The organism is Streptomyces sp. NPDC059696, from assembly GCF_042733745.1.
Classification (GTDB): domain Bacteria; phylum Actinomycetota; class Actinomycetes; order Streptomycetales; family Streptomycetaceae; genus Streptomyces.
Map to the genome: position 1 here is coordinate 194,702 of NZ_JBHWFG010000008.1, position 15,526 is coordinate 210,227.

Sequence of the window (15,526 nt, forward strand, 5' to 3'; positions counted from 1 at the left end):
TCGCCTGGACCACGGGCCTCGCCTGGGGCACGGCCCTTTTCCGAGACACGGGCCCTTCTTGAGAAACGGTCCTTCACGGGGTCCTTCCCGCCTCGGGGAAGGACCCCGGGCGGCCCCTCCCCGAAGGGAGGGAGCCGCCCGGAGCGAGCAGACCGCTGGTCAGAGACAGAGCAGAACGCTCGCGGCGCTGATGCAGGAGAGCAGGCTCACCGTGCTGTTGCCGCCGCCGGTCGTGCGCTCTTCGGTCTCGATGGTCTGCAGGTCGAGAAGTGCCATGGTGATTCCTTCCGTTGGGTCCGTCCGTGGTCATCCGTGGGGACGGGGTGGTGTCACGACTCCGCGGGATCGCGGAACCGCGTCTGGGGGCCGCCGGTGGGCGGCGGGAGGAACGGCAGGTGGGCGCCGCTCGCCGGGTCGAGGGCCGCGCCGAGCGCCAGCAGGCACCCTGCCGTTCCGGTGGCGAGGTCCATGGAGAGCCGCATCATCTGGTGGCCGGGGAAGGCCAGTTGACCCTCGTAGGCCATCGCGAACCAGCCGAGCCCGGAGATCTGCGCGGCCAGCCGCTCCTCGGTCGCGCCCGGCGTGGTGGTGCGGCTGAGGTGCAGGATCATCCCCGCGCGGCCCTGGAAGAGCCCGGGCTGCGCGTAGAAGCGCGAGGTGGCCGCGGTGAGCACTCCGGACCGGGCCGCCGCGAACTCCGCGGCACGGCCGGGGGAGTGGGCCACGAGGTCGTCGAGGACCATGCCCAGGCCCGCGCTGCCGTCGCCGAGGTAAGGCAGGGTCCGCCAGCCCTCGTCGACCTCCAGTGACCCGTTCTCGCGGGTCACGCAGGACGCCAGGTCCCGGTGCAGGGCCACGGCCGCCGCCTCCAGCCAGGCCTCCTCGCCGGTCCACTCGTACTGCCGCAGCATCAGCAGGGCGGCACCGCTCGCGCCGCGCAGCAGGCCGGCGCGCGGCCGGGACCCGGTGGGGACCGGCTCGGTGAGGCGCTGGACGAGGATCCTGGCGGCCTCGTGGGCCCGCTCGCCCAGCTCCGCCTCGCCGGTGGTGCGGGCCAGGTGCCCGAGGACCAGACCCAGCCCGGCCAGGCCGCCGTGCAGGTCGGACGAGAGGTTCTGCCACCGCTCGGCGAGGATGCCCTCGACCAGGTCCAGGGCCCGCTGCCGGTGCCCGAGCCGGTCCAGGACCAGGGCGACGCCGGCGAGCCCGTCGTACAGGCCGAGCGGGGTGCCCACCGGGGCCGGAGCCGTCCGGTCCAGCAGCCAGCGCTCGCCCTCCTCGTACCGCTCGGCGCCGGCCGCGTCCAGCGCGAACAGCACCCCCGCGGCGCCGTGGGCGAGCCCGAGGCCGCCGCCGTCGGAGAACTGGGCGACGTCGCCGGGGAAGAGCCGGTCGTCGCGCTCCGGAGTGGCCGAGGCGAGGATGGCCTTGACCATCGAGTCGCGGCTGTAGGGCCAGTCGCCCGGGTCCACCGGCGCGGAGGGGGTGGCCACCGCGCGGCCGGACACCTCCCGGGTGATCTCGGCGACCGCCTCGTCGAGGAACTCCCGCGGCACGTCCGGGAACTCCTTGGAGATCACCTGCGCCAGATGCGCCGCCTTGCCGCGGTCGACCACGAACAGCGTGGTCACGGGCAGGAACAGGGCCAGTCGCAGACACGCCAGCGCATAGCGGTCGACGTCGGCGCCGCGGCGGTCCGGCGGGGCGAAGAACCCGGGGTGGGCGACGACCTGACGGCCGTTCTCCCCGGCCGGGGCGGCGGCCTCGAAGTCGAGCAGGAACACCGTCTCCTCGTCCGGGGCGACCATGATGTTGAAGACATGCAGGTCGTTGAAGACGATGCCCCGGGCGTGCACCGCCGCCACGGCCTCCTCCACCCGGCGGTGGATGCGCAGCGCCCAGGCCGTGTAGGAGGCGACGGCCTGCGCGTCGGGGTCCTGGGTGAGCAGCGGATGCCGCTCCGCGAAGAAGGAGTTGAGCGGACGGCCCTCCAGGAAGTCCATCACCAGGAAGCGGTGACCGCCGAGTTCGAACCAGTCCCGTACCTCCGGGACGACACCGGTGCCCGCGACCTGCTCCAGCGCCTGCTTCTCCCGCTCCAGCCGGGCGATCGCGTCGGCGCCGTCCGAGGCGAGCCCCGCGTGCGGCCGGCCCTCCTTGAGGACGACCTTGCGCCCGTCACGGGTGTCGGTGCCCGCGTACACCCCGCCGCCGTTGGAGAAGTGCAGGGCCTTCTCGATGCGGTACGGCAGTTCGCCCGTCGTCGTGTTGTTGCGCGCGTCGAGGTGCGGCCGGAGGAACGCCGGCAGCGTCACCCACTCGGGCACCTGGAAGGAGGGGGACCGCCGGTCCGGCACCAGCCGGCCCTCGCCGTCGCGCACCGCCGGCACCAGCGAGCCCCGCTCGTCCACCACGAACGCACGGGCGAAGGCGCCGTAGCGCACGTACAGCGGGCCCTCGCCCCAGCGCAGGTCGGTGAGGATGTACGGCCCCTCGAAACCCTTCAGCAGCTCACCCAGTTCACGCAGCACCCGGTGCAGCTGCTCCTCGTCGGCCGGGTAGACCGTGACGAACTTGCCGCTGCCGTCGCGCGGGGCGTACTTGGTGTTGCGCAGATGGAGCAGGTGCGGGCCCGGCACGAACTTGAAAGGGATCCGCTGCTCGACGCAGTAGTCCCAGACGATCCGGGCGATCTCCTCCGCGTTCTCCCGGGTCGCCGAGGCGTGGATCTTCCACCCCTGGGCCGGGCCCCGCAGCGGTTCGCCGTCCGGGCCGAGCGGCGTCATCGTCTGCCAGTCGCCGATCCGGGCCGACTCCCAGCCCTCGGGCAGCGGCCGGCGGGCCGTCTCGTAGAGGTGGGCGGCCGTGCCCCGGCCACCCCGCGTGAGCCGGTCCGGCGTCTCGTAGAAATGCCGGTCGGCCAGCGCGTACACCTCGTACCGCTTGTCCATGCGTCCCCCTCCGTGACGAGCACCGAGCTTTCCAGCCACCTACCGGGCACGCACAGTCACGCCTGTCACGAGAACACCGTGCGGAACGCACGCGTTAAGACATGTTCGGTTTCATTCGAGCGGCCCCGTCCGTGCCGGTCCACGGAACGCCCACAGGGGCTGCGCGAGTGTCCCGATAGCGCTGTAATGGCCAACGTGGTCAGTCAGGGCGCCCAGGAGCGCGGAACGCGGACACTGCGTGCCGAAGGTGCCCTCAAGGCGATCGCGACCGACCAGGAGTCGCCCGGACGGCTGCGCCGCGTCCTCGAACAGGCCCTCGTCTTCGCCGATGCGTCGCTCGCCGCCGTCTACGCACCGGGCGAGGACGGCGAGCTGCTGTACCTGATGGAGTCGGCCGGGGTCCCGAGGACGCTGTACGGACTGCGCGACAGCTACCCGCGCGCCGGGCGGTCCCCGGTCGCCGAGGCCCACCGCGGCGGCCGGACGGTGTCGCTGGGCCCGGCGGAACTCGCCGGGCACGCCCAGGCCCGGCGCGTTCCGTCCGGCGACTTCTTCCTGACCGCCCTTCCCGTCCAGGACGACGGCGGCTGTCTGCTGGCCGTGAGCGAGCGCCCCGGAGGATTCACCGCCGACGACGTCCGATGCCTGGAGCTCGTCGCCGACGCGGTCGCCTTCACCGTCCCGGCCGCGCCCGCCGAGGCCGGTGAGCTGCCGCCGAGCGCCTTCAGCCTCGCCATGGACACCGGCCGCGTCCGCGTCGGCGACGACCTGCTGGACCTGTTCGGCCTGGACCCCGTGGAGTTCGACGGCCGGGTCGAGTCGCTGCTCAGCCTGACCGTCCCCGAGGACCTGCCCTCACTGATGTCCGTGGTGGAGGCCGACCACATGTCCATCGGCGACCGCGAGCTGGAGTTCCGGGTGCTCCAGCCCGCCGGGCCACCGAAGTGGCTCCGGCTGCGCGGGCGCCTGCTCCCCGGCGGCGAGGGCCGCCCGGCACGGCTCGTGGGCACGGTCGTCGACGTCTCCACGCTGCGCTCCGACGTCACCGACGTGGCCCGGGTGCAGCGCCTGGCCGCCGCGCTGGCCACCGCCGTGACCGTCCGCGACGTCGGCAAGGCCGTGGTCGCCGCGCTGCGCAGGCCACTGCGGGCCGACCGGATCGCGCTCGCCGAACTGGAGAGCGACCGGCTCGTCGTCACCGTCCTCGACCCACCCGAACCCGAGGCCTGGCCGGCGCTGTGGCGGTCGGAGTGGCGCACCGAGTGGCCCGACGCGCCCGTGCGCGCCATGCCCACCCTTGCCGCGGCGCTGCGGGAGGGCCGGGCCCGCATCTGGCCCGCCGGCAGTCCTCTCGAACCCGCCCTGGCCGAGGTCGGCCCCGGCGGCCTCGCCGTGCTGCCGCTGCCCGCCGGGAACCGCATGGCCGGAGCCTGTCTGATCGGCTGGGACACCCCGCACGACTTCGGCACCGACGAACGCTCCCTGCTCACCGCCTGCGCCGGACTCGCCGGACAGGCCCTGGTGCGGGCCCGGGCCTTCGACGCCGAGCACGAACTCGTCGGCATGCTCCAGCGCCAGCTGCTGCCGCGCAGCCTGCCCCGGCTGCCCGGCGCGGTGGCCGTCGCCCGGTACCTGCCCAGCACGGCCGGGCTCGAACTCGGCGGCGACTGGTACGACGTCATCCCGCTGCCCGACCACCACGTCGCCCTCGTCATCGGCGACGTCCAGGGCCACAGCGCCGGTGCCGCGACCCTCATGGGCCAGATGCGCACCGCCCTGCGCGCCTACGCCGTCGAGGGGCACCCGCCGGACGTGGTCGTCGCGCACGCCAACCGGCTGCTGACGGACATGGAGAGCGACCTCTTCGCCACCTGCTGCTACGTCGACGTCGACCTGGAGGAGGGTGCCGCGTGGTGCGTGCGGGCCGGGCACCTGCCGCCCGTGCTGCGCTACCCGGACGGCCGGACCGAGATCGCGGAGGCCGAGGGCGGCCCGCCCCTCGGAGTGGTCACCCGGGCCGACTTCCCCATGAGCCCGCTGCGGCTCCCGCCGGGCACCCTGATCGCCCTGGCCACGGACGGGCTCGTGGAGACGCCCGACTCCGACATCGACGAGGGCATGGACCACCTCGCCGCACGGCTGGCGGACGCCACCCCCGCCGACCTCGGGCTGGTCGCCGACGCCCTCCTGGGCGACGCCCCGCGCAGCGACGACGTCGCCCTGCTCCTGATGCGCTACGACGGCATGGAGCTGCGCCCGCTGCGCGAGAGCTGGACGGTCTGGCGGGTGCCGCAGGCGGTCGGGCACGCCCGCCGCTTCACCCGGCGCACCCTGCGCTCCTGGGGCGTCACCGCCGACTACGACGCCGTGCTCCTCGTCGTCTCCGAACTCGTCACCAACGCCCTGGTCCACACCGACGGCAAGGTCCGCATGGATCTCACCCTCGTCAACGACCGGCTGCGGGTCGCGGTCGCCGACGCCTCCCCGCGCTCACCGGTCCGACCGGCCAGCATCGGCTGGGAGGCCACCGGTGGCCGGGGCATCCTCCTCGTCGAGGCCCTCGCCGCGACCTGGGGCACCCTGCCGGTCAGCGGCGGCAAGCAGGTGTGGGCGGAGCTGCCGCTGGGCCGGCCGAAGACGACGTGACCGACCCCGCGCGCGTGGCCTCGTCTCCCGCCCGTAGAGAGGTGCGCGGCCGGACCACCCGGCGGCGCTCCGCTCGCCCTCGGCCCAGCCGCTGCCCGGTCGGGCCGTCGCGGCCGGACCACCCGGCGGTGCTCCGCTCGCCCTCGGCCCAACCCCCTGCCCGGTCGGGCCGTCGCGGCCGGACCACCCGGCGGTGCTCCGCTCGCCCTCGGCCCAACCCCCTGCCCGGTCGGGCCGTCGCGGCCGGATCGCCCGGCGGTGCTCTGCTCGCCCTCGGCCCAGCCGCTGCCCGGTCGGGCCGTCGCGGCCGGATCGCCCGGCGGTGCTCTGCTCGCCCTCGGCCCAACCCCCTGCCCGGTCGGGCTTTCGCGGCCGGACCACCCGGCGGTGGCGACCTCAGCCCAGCCGCTTCAGCAGTTCCTCCGCCAGCGGGGCCGACGACGCGGGGTTCTGGCCTGTGACCAGATTGCGGTCGGTGACCACGTGCGGGGCCCACGGCTCACCGGTCCGTACGGTCACCCCGGCCTCGGTGAGGCGGTCCTGGAGCAGCCACTTCGCGCGGTCGGCGAGACCGCCCTGGATCTCCTCGGCGTTGCTGAAGGCCGCGACCTCGTATCCGGCGAAGACGTTGGTGCCGTCGGCCCCGACAGCGGCCAGCAGCGCCGCCGGCCCGTGGCAGACGACACCGAGCGGCCTGCCCGACTCCAGGGCCCGGGCGAGCAGCCGGCCGGAGTCGGCGTTCACGGCGAGGTCCTCCATCGGTCCGTGGCCGCCGGGGTAGAAGACGGCCGCGTAGTCGTCCAGCCGGACGTCCTCCAGACGGACGGGGTGGCGCAGCTCGGTGAAGGACTCCAGCGCCTTGGCAATGCGGTCGGCGTTCTCCCGGCCCCCGTTCACCTCGGCGGCGAGGGACGCCCGGTCCACGGTGGGCTCGACACCGCCGGGCGTGGCCACGACGACCTCGTGACCGGCGGCCCGGAACGCCTCGTAGGGGGCGACGGCCTCCTCGGCCCAGAAGCCGGTCGGGTGCCCGGTGCCGTCGGCCAGGGTCCAGGTGTCGGCGCCGGTGACGACGAAGAGGATCTTCGACATGGTGGTGCATCTCCATCAGACGGGCCGCGGTCGCACACCCGCGGCGATGACTCGGACGATGACGACCGTAGGCGCCCGGTTCCGATGTTTTCCAATGGCATGACCGATGGCTGCCATAGGTTTTCCCATGGCAGGTCCCGGTAGGGTCGGATCGTGTGAGGCCCCACGACCCCGTCGGCGCGGCCGGGACCCCCGCGCAGCCCGACCTCAACCTGCTGCGCACCTTCCTGGCCGTGTACCGCTCCGGTTCCTTCACGGCCGCCGCCCACCTCCTGGGCCTGTCCCAGCCGACCGTCACCACGCAGATCCGCTCGTTGGAGCGGCAGACCCGCAGGGAGCTGTTCGAGCGACTGCCGCGCGGCGTCGCCCCGACGGCCGTGGCCCACGAGCTCGCGGCGCGCGTGGCGGCCCCCCTCGACGCGCTCGCGGCCGCCACGAGCCACGACGCCCGGGAGGAGGCGCACGCGGAGCCGGTCCACCTGGCCGGGCCCGCGGAACTGCTCTCCACCAGAGCCCTGCCCGCACTGGCCCCGCTCGTCACGGAGGGTGTCAGACTGCGCGTCACCACGGGGCTGACCGAGCCCCTGCTCGACGAACTGCGCGCCGGCCGCCACGACCTGGTGATCGCCACCACCCGCCCCCGCGGCCGCACCCTGTCCGCGGTGCCGCTCACGGACGAGGAGTTCGTCCTGGTCGCCGCCCCCGCCTGGGCCGACCGGGTCGCCGCGCGCACGGCCACCGACGGACCGGCCCCAGCGCGCGGCAAGCCGGCCGGGGTGCACGACGGACCGCCGGGGGCGCTCGACGTGCCGGCCGCCCTGCACGACGTCCCGCTGATCACGTACGCCGAGGACCTGCCCATCGTGCGGCGCTACTGGCGGCACGTCTTCGGCCGCCGCCTCACCTGCCGCGCCGCGGTCTCGGTGCCGGACCTGCGAGCCGTCCTGGCACTGGTCACCGCCGGTGCCGGATACAGCGTGCTGCCGCGCTACCTGTGCGCCGGGGAACTGGCGTCCGGCGCCCTGGTCCTCCTCGACACCCCCGAGGATCCGCCGATCAACACCGGTTTCCTCGTCCAGCGGCCCGGCGCCTCCGGCAACCCGCACGTCGCCCTCGTCCGTGACCGGCTGCTGGAGGCCGGACGCACCTGGTGACGCGGCGGGCGGACCGGGTACCCGCCGTCGCGCACAACGGAGAGACCGCCACGAGCCGAAGGAGAAGGAAGAACCATGGCTCAGCATGTCCGCGACATCATGACCGGCGACCCGGTCACCGTCGAGCCGCAGACCTCCGTCGCCGAGGTGGCGCGCATCATGCGCGACGAGGACCTCGGGGCCGTCCTGGTGACGGACGGCGACCACCTGCGCGGCCTGGTCACCGACCGTGACCTCGTGGTGCGCTCGGTGAGCCGCGGTGGCGACCCGGAGCGGATCAGCGTGGCCGGAGCGTGCAGCGACGAGCTGGTCACCGTCGGCCCCGACGAGGACCTGACGCAGGCGGTTCGGCTGATGCGCGAGCACTCCGTGCGCCGCATCCCGGTCGTCGACCACGGGCGGCCCGTCGGCATCGTCTCCCTGGGTGACATGGCGATGGAGCGCGATCCCGAGTCCGCGCTGGGCGACATCAGCGCCGCGCGGCCCAACGCCTGACCGGCGCCCCGCCGGACGGCCCCGCACACCCTGGGGTGGGCGGGGCCGTCGCGCGTGTCCCGAACGCCTGGTCCGGGGTGCGGAGTTCGAGGCGGTGGCACGCGTGTTCCACGCCGGGTTTGTTCGGTTTTTTACCGGGAACTCGAACACGGCAGCGGAAGCAGAAGGAAGATGATGAGTCGTGGAGTCCATGGACACCGATGAGAAGCCCGTCGTCCGTCAGCACGAGACCGGCTGGTCGAAGGCACGCCGACTGCGCGGCAAGGCCGCCGTGCGGACCTGCCTCCCGGCCGTGGAGGACCGAGGCGCCCCGGTGACGTCACGCTCCGGTGCGGAGTGGAACATCGTCCGGGGTGAGGACTGATCCCTCCCTCGGGGGCCGCGCGGTGTCGATCCGAGTAACTCCGCGCATCGACAAGTAAAAGAAGTGATGTTCACATCCGCCGGTTCACGACTAAGGTGAACCGAATGAAGGCTCTCGTGCTGTCCGGCGGCGCAGGAACAAGACTGAGGCCGATCACACACACGTCGGCCAAGCAACTGGTGCCCGTGGCCAACAAGGCCGTGCTGTTCTACGGGTTGGAGTCGATCGCCGAGGCCGGCATCACCGATGTGGGCATGATCGTCGGGGACACGGCCGACGAGATCGAGGAAGCGGTCGGGGACGGGTCGCGGTTCGGCCTCAAGGTCACCTACATCCCCCAGGAACGGCCTCTCGGGCTGGCCCACGCGGTGCTGATCGCCCGGGACTTCCTCGGTGACGACGACTTCGTGATGTACCTCGGCGACAACTTCATCGTCGGCGGCATCACAGGTCTCGTCGACGAGTTCCGCAGCAAACGGCCCGACGCGCAGATCCTGCTCACCCGCGTCGCCGACCCCCGCGCCTTCGGGGTCGCCGAACTCGACCCGTCCGGCCAGGTGATCGGCCTGGAGGAGAAGCCCGAGCAGCCCAAGAGCGATCTCGCCCTCGTCGGCGTCTACATGTTCACGCCCCTCATCCACGACGCCGTGCGCGCCATCGAACCGTCCTGGCGCGGCGAACTGGAGATCACTCACGCCATCCAGCACCTGATCGACGCCCGCGCCGACGTGCGCTCCACGGTCATCAAGGGCTACTGGAAGGACACGGGCAACGTCGGCGACATGCTCGAGGTGAACCGCACGGTGCTCGAAGCCATGGAGCGGCGCATCGACGGCGACGTGGACGACGCGTCGGAGGCCATCGGGCGTGTCGTGGTCGAGGAGGGCGCACGCATCGTCGGCTCCCGTGTCGTCGGGCCGGTCGTCATCGGCGCGGGCACGGTCGTCACCAACTCCTACGTGGGTCCCTTCACCTCCGTCGCCGAGAACTGCCGGATCACCGACAGTGAGCTGGAGTTCTCGATCGTGCTGCGGGACTCCTCGATCGAGGGCGTCGGCCGGATCGAATCCTCGCTGATCGGCCGGCACGTCGAGGTGACGCCCGCCCCCAGTGTCCCCAGCGCCCACCGCCTCGTCCTCGGAGATCACAGCAAGGTGCAGATCACTTCATGAACCTCCTCGTCACCGGCGCCGCCGGGTTCATCGGCTCCCGCTACGTCCGAGCCCTGCTCGCCTCGGACGCGCCCGACGCGCCGCGCATCACCGTGCTGGACAAGCTCACCTACGCCGGCACCCTCGACAACCTCGAACTGACCCACCCGCGGCTGGAGTTCGTGCAGGGCGACATCTGCGACGCCGAACTCGTCGACAAGCTCATGGCCGACGCGGACCAGGTCGTGCACTTCGCCGCCGAGTCCCACGTCGACCGCTCGATCAGCGGTGCCGCCGACTTCGTGCGCACCAACGTCCTCGGTACCCAGACCCTGCTGGACGCCGCCCTGCGCCACGACGTCGGCCCCTTCGTGCACGTCTCCACCGACGAGGTCTACGGCTCCATCGAGACCGGCTCCTGGCCCGAGGACCACCCCCTCCAGCCGAACTCGCCGTACTCCGCCTCCAAGGCCTCCTCCGACCTGCTCGCCCTGGCCTACCACCGCACCCACGGCCTCGACGTGCGCGTCACGCGCTGCTCCAACAACTACGGCCCGCACCAGTTCCCCGAGAAGGTCATCCCGCTGTTCGTCACCAACCTCCTCGACGGCCACAAGGTGCCGCTGTACGGCGAAGGCCGCAACATCCGCGACTGGCTGCACGTGGACGACCACTGCCAGGGCGTCGACCTCGCCCGCACCAAGGGCCGGCCCGGCGAGATCTACAACATCGGCGGCGGCACCGAGCTCACCAACAAGGAGCTCACCGGCCTGTTGCTGGACGCCTGCGGCGCCGGCTGGGACCGGGTGGAGTACGTCGAGGACCGCAAGGGCCACGACCTGCGCTACTCCGTCGACTGCACCAAGGCCCGCGACGAACTCGGCTACCGCCCCCGCCACGACTTCGCGACCGGCCTCGCCGAGACCGTCGCCTGGTACCGCGACAACCGGGCCTGGTGGGAGCCCCTGAAGCGGCGCGTAGCGGAGGAGCGGGCATGAGGTGGCTGGTCGCCGGGGCGGGCGGGATGCTCGGCCGTGACGTCGTCGAGGAACTCACGCGGCGCGGCGAGACGGTCGTCGGCCTCGACCGCACCGCCCTCGACATCACGGACCCGGGAGCCGTCGACGCCGCCGTACGGGAGCACCGCCCCGACCTCGTGGTGAACTGCGCCGCCTACACGGCCGTCGACGACGCCGAGACCGACGAGGCCCGCGCCCTGGAGATCAACGGCGACGGCCCCCGCTTCCTGGCCCGGGCCTGCGCCGCGCACGGCGCCCGCCTGATCCACGTCTCCACCGACTACGTCTTCTCCGGCGACGCCCGCACCACCCCCTACCCGGAGGACCACCCGACCGGGCCGCGCACCGCCTACGGCCGCACCAAGCTGGCCGGAGAACGGGCGGTGCTGGAGGAACTCCCCGGTGCGAGCGCGATCGTGCGCACGGCGTGGCTCTACGGCGTCCACGGCTCCAACTTCGTCCGCACCATGATCGGACTGGAAGCGCGCCGGGACACCCTCGACGTCGTCGACGACCAGCGCGGGCAGCCCACCTGGAGCGCGGACGTCGCCGAGCGGATCGCCGCTCTCGGACCCGTACTCGGCTCCGGCGCGCACGGCGTCTTCCACGCCACCAGCTCCGGCGAGGCCTCCTGGTACGACCTCGCCCGCGAGGTGTTCTCCCTCATCGGCGCCGACCCCGACCGGGTGCGCCCCACCAGCAGCGCGGCCTTCCCCCGGCCGGCGCCCCGCCCGGCGTACAGCGCCCTCGCGCACCGGCGGTGGCAGGAGATCGGCCTGCCGCCGCCCCGTGACTGGCGCTCCGCCCTGCACGAAGCACTGCCCCGCATCCGCAAGGAAGGTCTTCCTCGTGAAACGCCATGAGTTCCTCCGGGAACTGCACAAGGTCAGCGCCAATCGCAACTACCTGGAGATCGGCGTCAACGACGGGCGCAGCCTGACGCTGTCCCGTGTGCCCAGCATCGCGATCGACCCGGCCTTCAAGGTGGTCTCGGAGCTGAGGTGCGACGTCCACCTGGTGAAGGCCACCAGCGACGACTTCTTCGCGCGCGACAACCCGCTCCAGCACCTCAAGGGCGGCCGTCACCCGCTGCGCAACCTGCGCCGCGGCCGCAGTCCGATCGGCTACTGGCGCAAGACGACGCTGGACCTGTCGTTCATCGACGGCATGCATCTGTTCGAGTTCGCGCTGCGCGACTTCATGAACGTCGAGAAGTACTCGGACTGGGGCAGCGTGATCGTCCTCGACGACATGCTGCCGCGCAGCGTGGACGAGGCCGCCCGGGACCGGCACACCAACGCCTGGACCGGCGACGTCTTCAAGATCACCGAGGTGCTGGCGCGGTACCGCCCCGACCTGGTCACCGTGCAGGTGGACACCGCGCCCACCGGCCAGCTGGTCGTCTTCGGCGCCGACCCGAACAACCGGGTCCTGCACGACAAGTACGACGAGATCATGGCCGAGTACAAGATCCCCGATCCGCAGAAGGTTCCGGAGGCGATCCTGGAGCGGGCCGGCGCCGTCCGCCCCGAGGCCCTCCTGGAAGCCGGCTTCTGGCGGCCCCTCACTCAGGCCCGCAACCGCGGCCTGCCCCGCTCCGTCGGCTGGGAGCCCCTGCGCAAGGCCCTGCAGCAGGTGGGCGTCAGCCGCTGAGACGACGGCGCCGGCCACCGCCCGGGGGCGGCCGGCGCCGACGCTCGTCCCGGCCCTGGGAGACACCGGCCCGGAAGACAGCGGCCGGGAAGACAGCGGCCGGGAAGACACCGGCCGGGAAGACAGCGGCCGGGAAGACAGCGGCCCGTGGCGACTCCGGCCCAGGGCGCGTACGACACAGGCCCGGGGCGCGTACGACACAGGCCCGGGGCGCGTATGACGCAGACCCGGACGCCGTTCGCGTCCGGGCCTGCGGTGTGTCTCTCGCGCTTCGGCCGGCGGAGCCTACGCCCCCTGCCCGCCCCGCAGTTGCTCGTAGTACGCCAGACACGCCTCGTACGAGGGCAGGAGCCCCTCGCGCTCCGCCTCGGCCAGGGTCGGGGCCTGCTGGTCCTTGGGGGACAGGAGCGGGGTGATGCCCTCGGGCCACGCGATGCCCAGGGCCGGGTCGAGCGGGTGGATGCCGTGTTCACGGCCCGGGGCGTAGCCCTCCGAGCACAGGTAGACCACCGTCGCGTCGTCCGTGAGGGCCAGGAACGCGTGACCGAGGCCCTCCGCGAGGAACACGGCGTGACGCGTGTCCTCGTCGAGCCGTACGGCCTCCCACCGGCCGTAGGTGGGGGAGCCGACACGGATGTCGATCACCACGTCCAGGACGGCGCCGCGCACACACGTGACGTACTTGGCCTGGCCGGGCGGCACGTCGGCGAAGTGCACGCCCCGCAGCACGCCCCGCCGCGAGACCGAGCAGTTGGCCTGGGCGAGGGACAGGTCGTACCCCGTCGCCGCGCGGAACTCGGCACCGCGGTACCACTCGTGGAAGCTGCCCCGGTCGTCCGGGAAGATCTTGGGTTCCAGGACCCACGCGCCCTCTATCCCCAGGGGTCGCATGCCGTCACCGCCCTCCGGCCTTGATGCGGGCATTCACCTTCCGGCGCGCGGCGCCGAGCACGCGTCGCGCGCGCCGGGCCAGCCGCAGCGCGACACCGGGCCCGGGCACCGGCGTCACCAGCACGCTGCCGCCCCCGGCGCGCAGCGCGAACGGCAGACCGGCGAACCGGGCTCCCTCGGCGCCCGGGTTCAGGCACACGGCCACCCGCCAGACGTCGCCGGAGAGGTCCTCGGCGGGCAGGTCGGCCGTCAGCACCGACCTCTCCCGGTCCCCGTCGGGGGAGAGGGTGCCGGAGATCTCCAGGATCCGGCTGGAGGAGACGAACCGCAGCCGCGCCCGGGTGTCGCCCGGTACGTGCACCGGGAGCAGGACGGCGAAGCGCCCGTCGGAGACGGTGACGTCGCCCAGCTGCACACGGCCCAGTCCGAGCCGCCTGCCGCGTGCGCCGAGCTCCAGGGAGAGGTTGCCGTGGGGTTCGGTCCAGTACGGCAGTACCGCGCGGTCGCCGACGATCCCCGCACGGGGCGTGGGCCGCTCCTCGCGCGGTGCCGGGCCCAGCCGGCACTCCTTGGTCCAGCCGCCCGACTTCACCCGGACGAGGGCGTCCCAGACGCCGTCGCGGGGCAGATCGGCTGGGTCGACCGTGGCGGTCGCGCGCAGCACCAGCCGGACCTCCTGGCCGTCCCCGGCGGGCACGGTCTCGCGGGTGAACTCCACCGGCTGGAAGTACTGCGCGGCGCTGGAGCGCTCCCGCAGCAGCAGATCGGCCGTGGCCTGCCCGAACCGCGCGGCGGTCTCCGCGGCCACCCAGCGCACCGCCTCGGTGACGTCCTTCGGCACGTCGGTGAGCGGCGTGGCCTCGGCGTCGGCGGGGAACAGCATCGGTTCGCCGCCGGACAGGTACTCGGCGGTGAAGGCGATGCTGAGCGTGCCGTCGTGCCACTCGATGTCCCCGGGGGCCGCCGTGGGGGCGACGCCCGCCTCCCACTCCGCGAAGGCCACCACGTCGTCGTACCGGTCGGCCGCCGTCAGCGCGGCGATGACCTGCTGCGTCGGCTGCAGACCGGCCGCGACACCGGGCCCGAAGCGCTCGACGACGACCTCGTGGATCTCCCCGAACAGCTCGCGGCGGTAGTCGTCCGGCAGGCTCAGCAGGCGCCGCGCCCGCAGCCGCTCCACCATCTCCACGCGCAGCCACCGCCGGAACAGCCGGTCGCGCACCGGACCGGGCTCCGTGTACCGCTCGACGACGTCGAGGGCCTCGCGCAGGTTCTTGAAGTAGCCGACCGGGTCGAAGCGTTCGAAGCCGGCGTTGGAGCCGTCGTCCCGGCGGATGTGGTAGTAGCAGACGTAGTCGCTGAGCACGGACACGTTCTCCGCGCGCAGATACGCCTCGGCGACGAAGACGTGGTCCTCCAGGCGCCGTCTGCCCTCGGGAAAACGCAGCCCGGTACGGTCCAGGAAGGCCCGGCGGACCATCTTGTGCGGGGTGAGACTGTCGATGAGCGGGGCGTTCTCGACGGTGGCACGCGGACGGTTGCGACGGAACAGCTCCACCGGCACCCCGCGGTTCTTGCCGGCCATCTTGCCCACGACGACGTCGGCGCCGTTGGCCACGCCGTAGTCGTACATCCGCTCCAGGGCCTCGTCGCCCAGGTAGTCGTCGTTGTCGACGAACATCACGAACTCGCCCCGGGAGGCCTCGATGCCGACGTTGCGGGGCTTGCCGGACCAGCCGGAGTTCTCCTGGTGGATGACCTTCATCCGGGGGTCCTCGGCGGCGAGCGCGTCGAGCCGGGCCGGGGTCTCGTCGGTCGAGCCGTCGTCGACGAAGATCACTTCGAACTCGTCGGGAGGCAGCGACTGCCGCTGCAGCGAGGAGATGCAGTCCTCGATGTAGATCCCCGGGTTGTACACGGGGACGATGACGCTGACCTTGACCGGCATCGGGTTTCCGGGCCCCTTCGGGTCGCTTGCCGTAGACGTCCTGTTGTACTGCGTGTTGCCCGATGCTAACCCGCTCGGCGAGGTCGCCTCACCTTTCGAGACCTCGCCGTGATCATCTCCGTCGACAGGGCAACTGAGCTGCCGCGTCTGTCTGTTCGCGGT

The 15,526-nt window shown here is 72.8% G+C and carries 13 protein-coding genes; 8 read left to right on the forward strand and 5 right to left on the reverse strand.

Annotated features, from left to right (window positions below; translation table 11 throughout):
• Positions 1-159 precede the first annotated feature (159 nt).
• Together ACFV20_RS11550 and lanKC are read right to left on the reverse strand one after the other, a co-directional pair.
• Positions 160-276, reverse strand: a complete 117-nt coding sequence (locus tag ACFV20_RS11550) for a SapB/AmfS family lanthipeptide (RefSeq protein ID WP_104784284.1) — start codon at positions 274-276, stop codon at positions 160-162.
• A gap of 53 nt (positions 277-329) precedes the next feature.
• Entirely contained in the window at positions 330-2,951 is a 2,622-nt protein-coding gene (gene lanKC / locus ACFV20_RS11555; protein ID WP_385655173.1) for a class III lanthionine synthetase LanKC, read from the reverse strand.
• Positions 2,952-3,137: 186 nt separating this feature from the next.
• Here lanKC and ACFV20_RS11560 point away from each other — a divergent pair, with 186 nt between their 5' ends.
• Positions 3,138-5,597, forward strand: a complete 2,460-nt coding sequence (locus ACFV20_RS11560; protein ID WP_385655175.1) for a SpoIIE family protein phosphatase — start codon at positions 3,138-3,140, stop codon at positions 5,595-5,597.
• 396 nt (positions 5,598-5,993) lie between these two features.
• Here ACFV20_RS11560 and ACFV20_RS11565 read toward each other — a convergent pair whose 3' ends face one another.
• Positions 5,994-6,689: a type 1 glutamine amidotransferase domain-containing protein gene (locus tag ACFV20_RS11565; RefSeq protein WP_385655177.1), complete on the reverse strand. Its 696-nt coding sequence runs from the start codon at positions 6,687-6,689 to the stop codon at positions 5,994-5,996.
• A gap of 155 nt (positions 6,690-6,844) precedes the next feature.
• Between ACFV20_RS11565 and ACFV20_RS11570 the strand changes: the two genes are divergently transcribed.
• The 7 genes from ACFV20_RS11570 (at position 6,845) to ACFV20_RS11600 (ending at position 12,525) form a co-directional block, all read left to right on the forward strand.
• Positions 6,845-7,843: a LysR family transcriptional regulator gene (locus tag ACFV20_RS11570; protein WP_385655178.1), complete on the forward strand. Its 999-nt coding sequence runs from the start codon at positions 6,845-6,847 to the stop codon at positions 7,841-7,843.
• A 75-nt stretch (positions 7,844-7,918) separates the two neighbouring features.
• Positions 7,919-8,338, forward strand: coding sequence for a CBS domain-containing protein (locus ACFV20_RS11575; protein ID WP_385655180.1), 420 nt, complete (start codon positions 7,919-7,921; stop codon positions 8,336-8,338).
• Between the two features lie 190 nt (positions 8,339-8,528).
• Positions 8,529-8,702, forward strand: a complete 174-nt coding sequence (locus ACFV20_RS11580) for a hypothetical protein (RefSeq protein WP_385655182.1) — start codon at positions 8,529-8,531, stop codon at positions 8,700-8,702.
• A gap of 104 nt (positions 8,703-8,806) precedes the next feature.
• Entirely contained in the window at positions 8,807-9,874 is a 1,068-nt protein-coding gene (locus ACFV20_RS11585; RefSeq protein WP_385655184.1) for a glucose-1-phosphate thymidylyltransferase, read from the forward strand.
• Positions 9,871-10,851, forward strand: a complete 981-nt coding sequence (rfbB, locus tag ACFV20_RS11590; protein WP_385655186.1) for a dTDP-glucose 4,6-dehydratase — start codon at positions 9,871-9,873, stop codon at positions 10,849-10,851. The genes ACFV20_RS11585 and rfbB overlap by 4 nt, the downstream gene beginning before the upstream one ends.
• Positions 10,848-11,735: a dTDP-4-dehydrorhamnose reductase gene (gene rfbD / locus ACFV20_RS11595; protein ID WP_385655188.1), complete on the forward strand. Its 888-nt coding sequence runs from the start codon at positions 10,848-10,850 to the stop codon at positions 11,733-11,735. Before rfbB ends, rfbD begins: the two co-directional genes overlap by 4 nt.
• Positions 11,722-12,525: a class I SAM-dependent methyltransferase gene (locus ACFV20_RS11600; RefSeq protein ID WP_385655189.1), complete on the forward strand. Its 804-nt coding sequence runs from the start codon at positions 11,722-11,724 to the stop codon at positions 12,523-12,525. The genes rfbD and ACFV20_RS11600 overlap by 14 nt, the downstream gene beginning before the upstream one ends.
• A 285-nt stretch (positions 12,526-12,810) precedes the next feature.
• Here ACFV20_RS11600 and rfbC read toward each other — a convergent pair whose 3' ends face one another.
• Together rfbC and ACFV20_RS11610 are read right to left on the reverse strand one after the other, a co-directional pair.
• On the reverse strand, positions 12,811-13,416 hold the full coding sequence (rfbC, locus tag ACFV20_RS11605) for a dTDP-4-dehydrorhamnose 3,5-epimerase (protein ID WP_385655191.1): 606 nt from the start codon (positions 13,414-13,416) through the stop codon (positions 12,811-12,813).
• A 4-nt stretch (positions 13,417-13,420) separates the two neighbouring features.
• Positions 13,421-15,364: a glycosyltransferase family 2 protein gene (locus tag ACFV20_RS11610; RefSeq protein ID WP_385655193.1), complete on the reverse strand. Its 1,944-nt coding sequence runs from the start codon at positions 15,362-15,364 to the stop codon at positions 13,421-13,423.
• Positions 15,365-15,526 lie beyond the last annotated feature (162 nt).

Excerpts from the sequence above, each read along its gene's own strand:
- ACFV20_RS11550 (WP_104784284.1), bottom strand. The coding sequence starts at position 276 with ATGGCACTTCTCGACCTGCAGACCATCGAGACCGAAGAGCGCACGACC.
- lanKC (WP_385655173.1), bottom strand. The coding sequence starts at position 2,951 with ATGGACAAGCGGTACGAGGTGTACGCGCTGGCCGACCGGCATTTCTAC.
- ACFV20_RS11560 (WP_385655175.1), top strand. The coding sequence starts at position 3,138 with ATGGCCAACGTGGTCAGTCAGGGCGCCCAGGAGCGCGGAACGCGGACA.
- ACFV20_RS11565 (WP_385655177.1), bottom strand. The coding sequence starts at position 6,689 with ATGTCGAAGATCCTCTTCGTCGTCACCGGCGCCGACACCTGGACCCTG.
- ACFV20_RS11575 (WP_385655180.1), top strand. The coding sequence starts at position 7,919 with ATGGCTCAGCATGTCCGCGACATCATGACCGGCGACCCGGTCACCGTC.
- ACFV20_RS11580 (WP_385655182.1), top strand. The coding sequence starts at position 8,529 with ATGGACACCGATGAGAAGCCCGTCGTCCGTCAGCACGAGACCGGCTGG.
- ACFV20_RS11585 (WP_385655184.1), top strand. The coding sequence starts at position 8,807 with ATGAAGGCTCTCGTGCTGTCCGGCGGCGCAGGAACAAGACTGAGGCCG.
- rfbB (WP_385655186.1), top strand. The coding sequence starts at position 9,871 with ATGAACCTCCTCGTCACCGGCGCCGCCGGGTTCATCGGCTCCCGCTAC.
- rfbD (WP_385655188.1), top strand. The coding sequence starts at position 10,848 with ATGAGGTGGCTGGTCGCCGGGGCGGGCGGGATGCTCGGCCGTGACGTC.
- rfbC (WP_385655191.1), bottom strand. The coding sequence starts at position 13,416 with ATGCGACCCCTGGGGATAGAGGGCGCGTGGGTCCTGGAACCCAAGATC.
- ACFV20_RS11610 (WP_385655193.1), bottom strand. The coding sequence starts at position 15,364 with ATGCCGGTCAAGGTCAGCGTCATCGTCCCCGTGTACAACCCGGGGATC.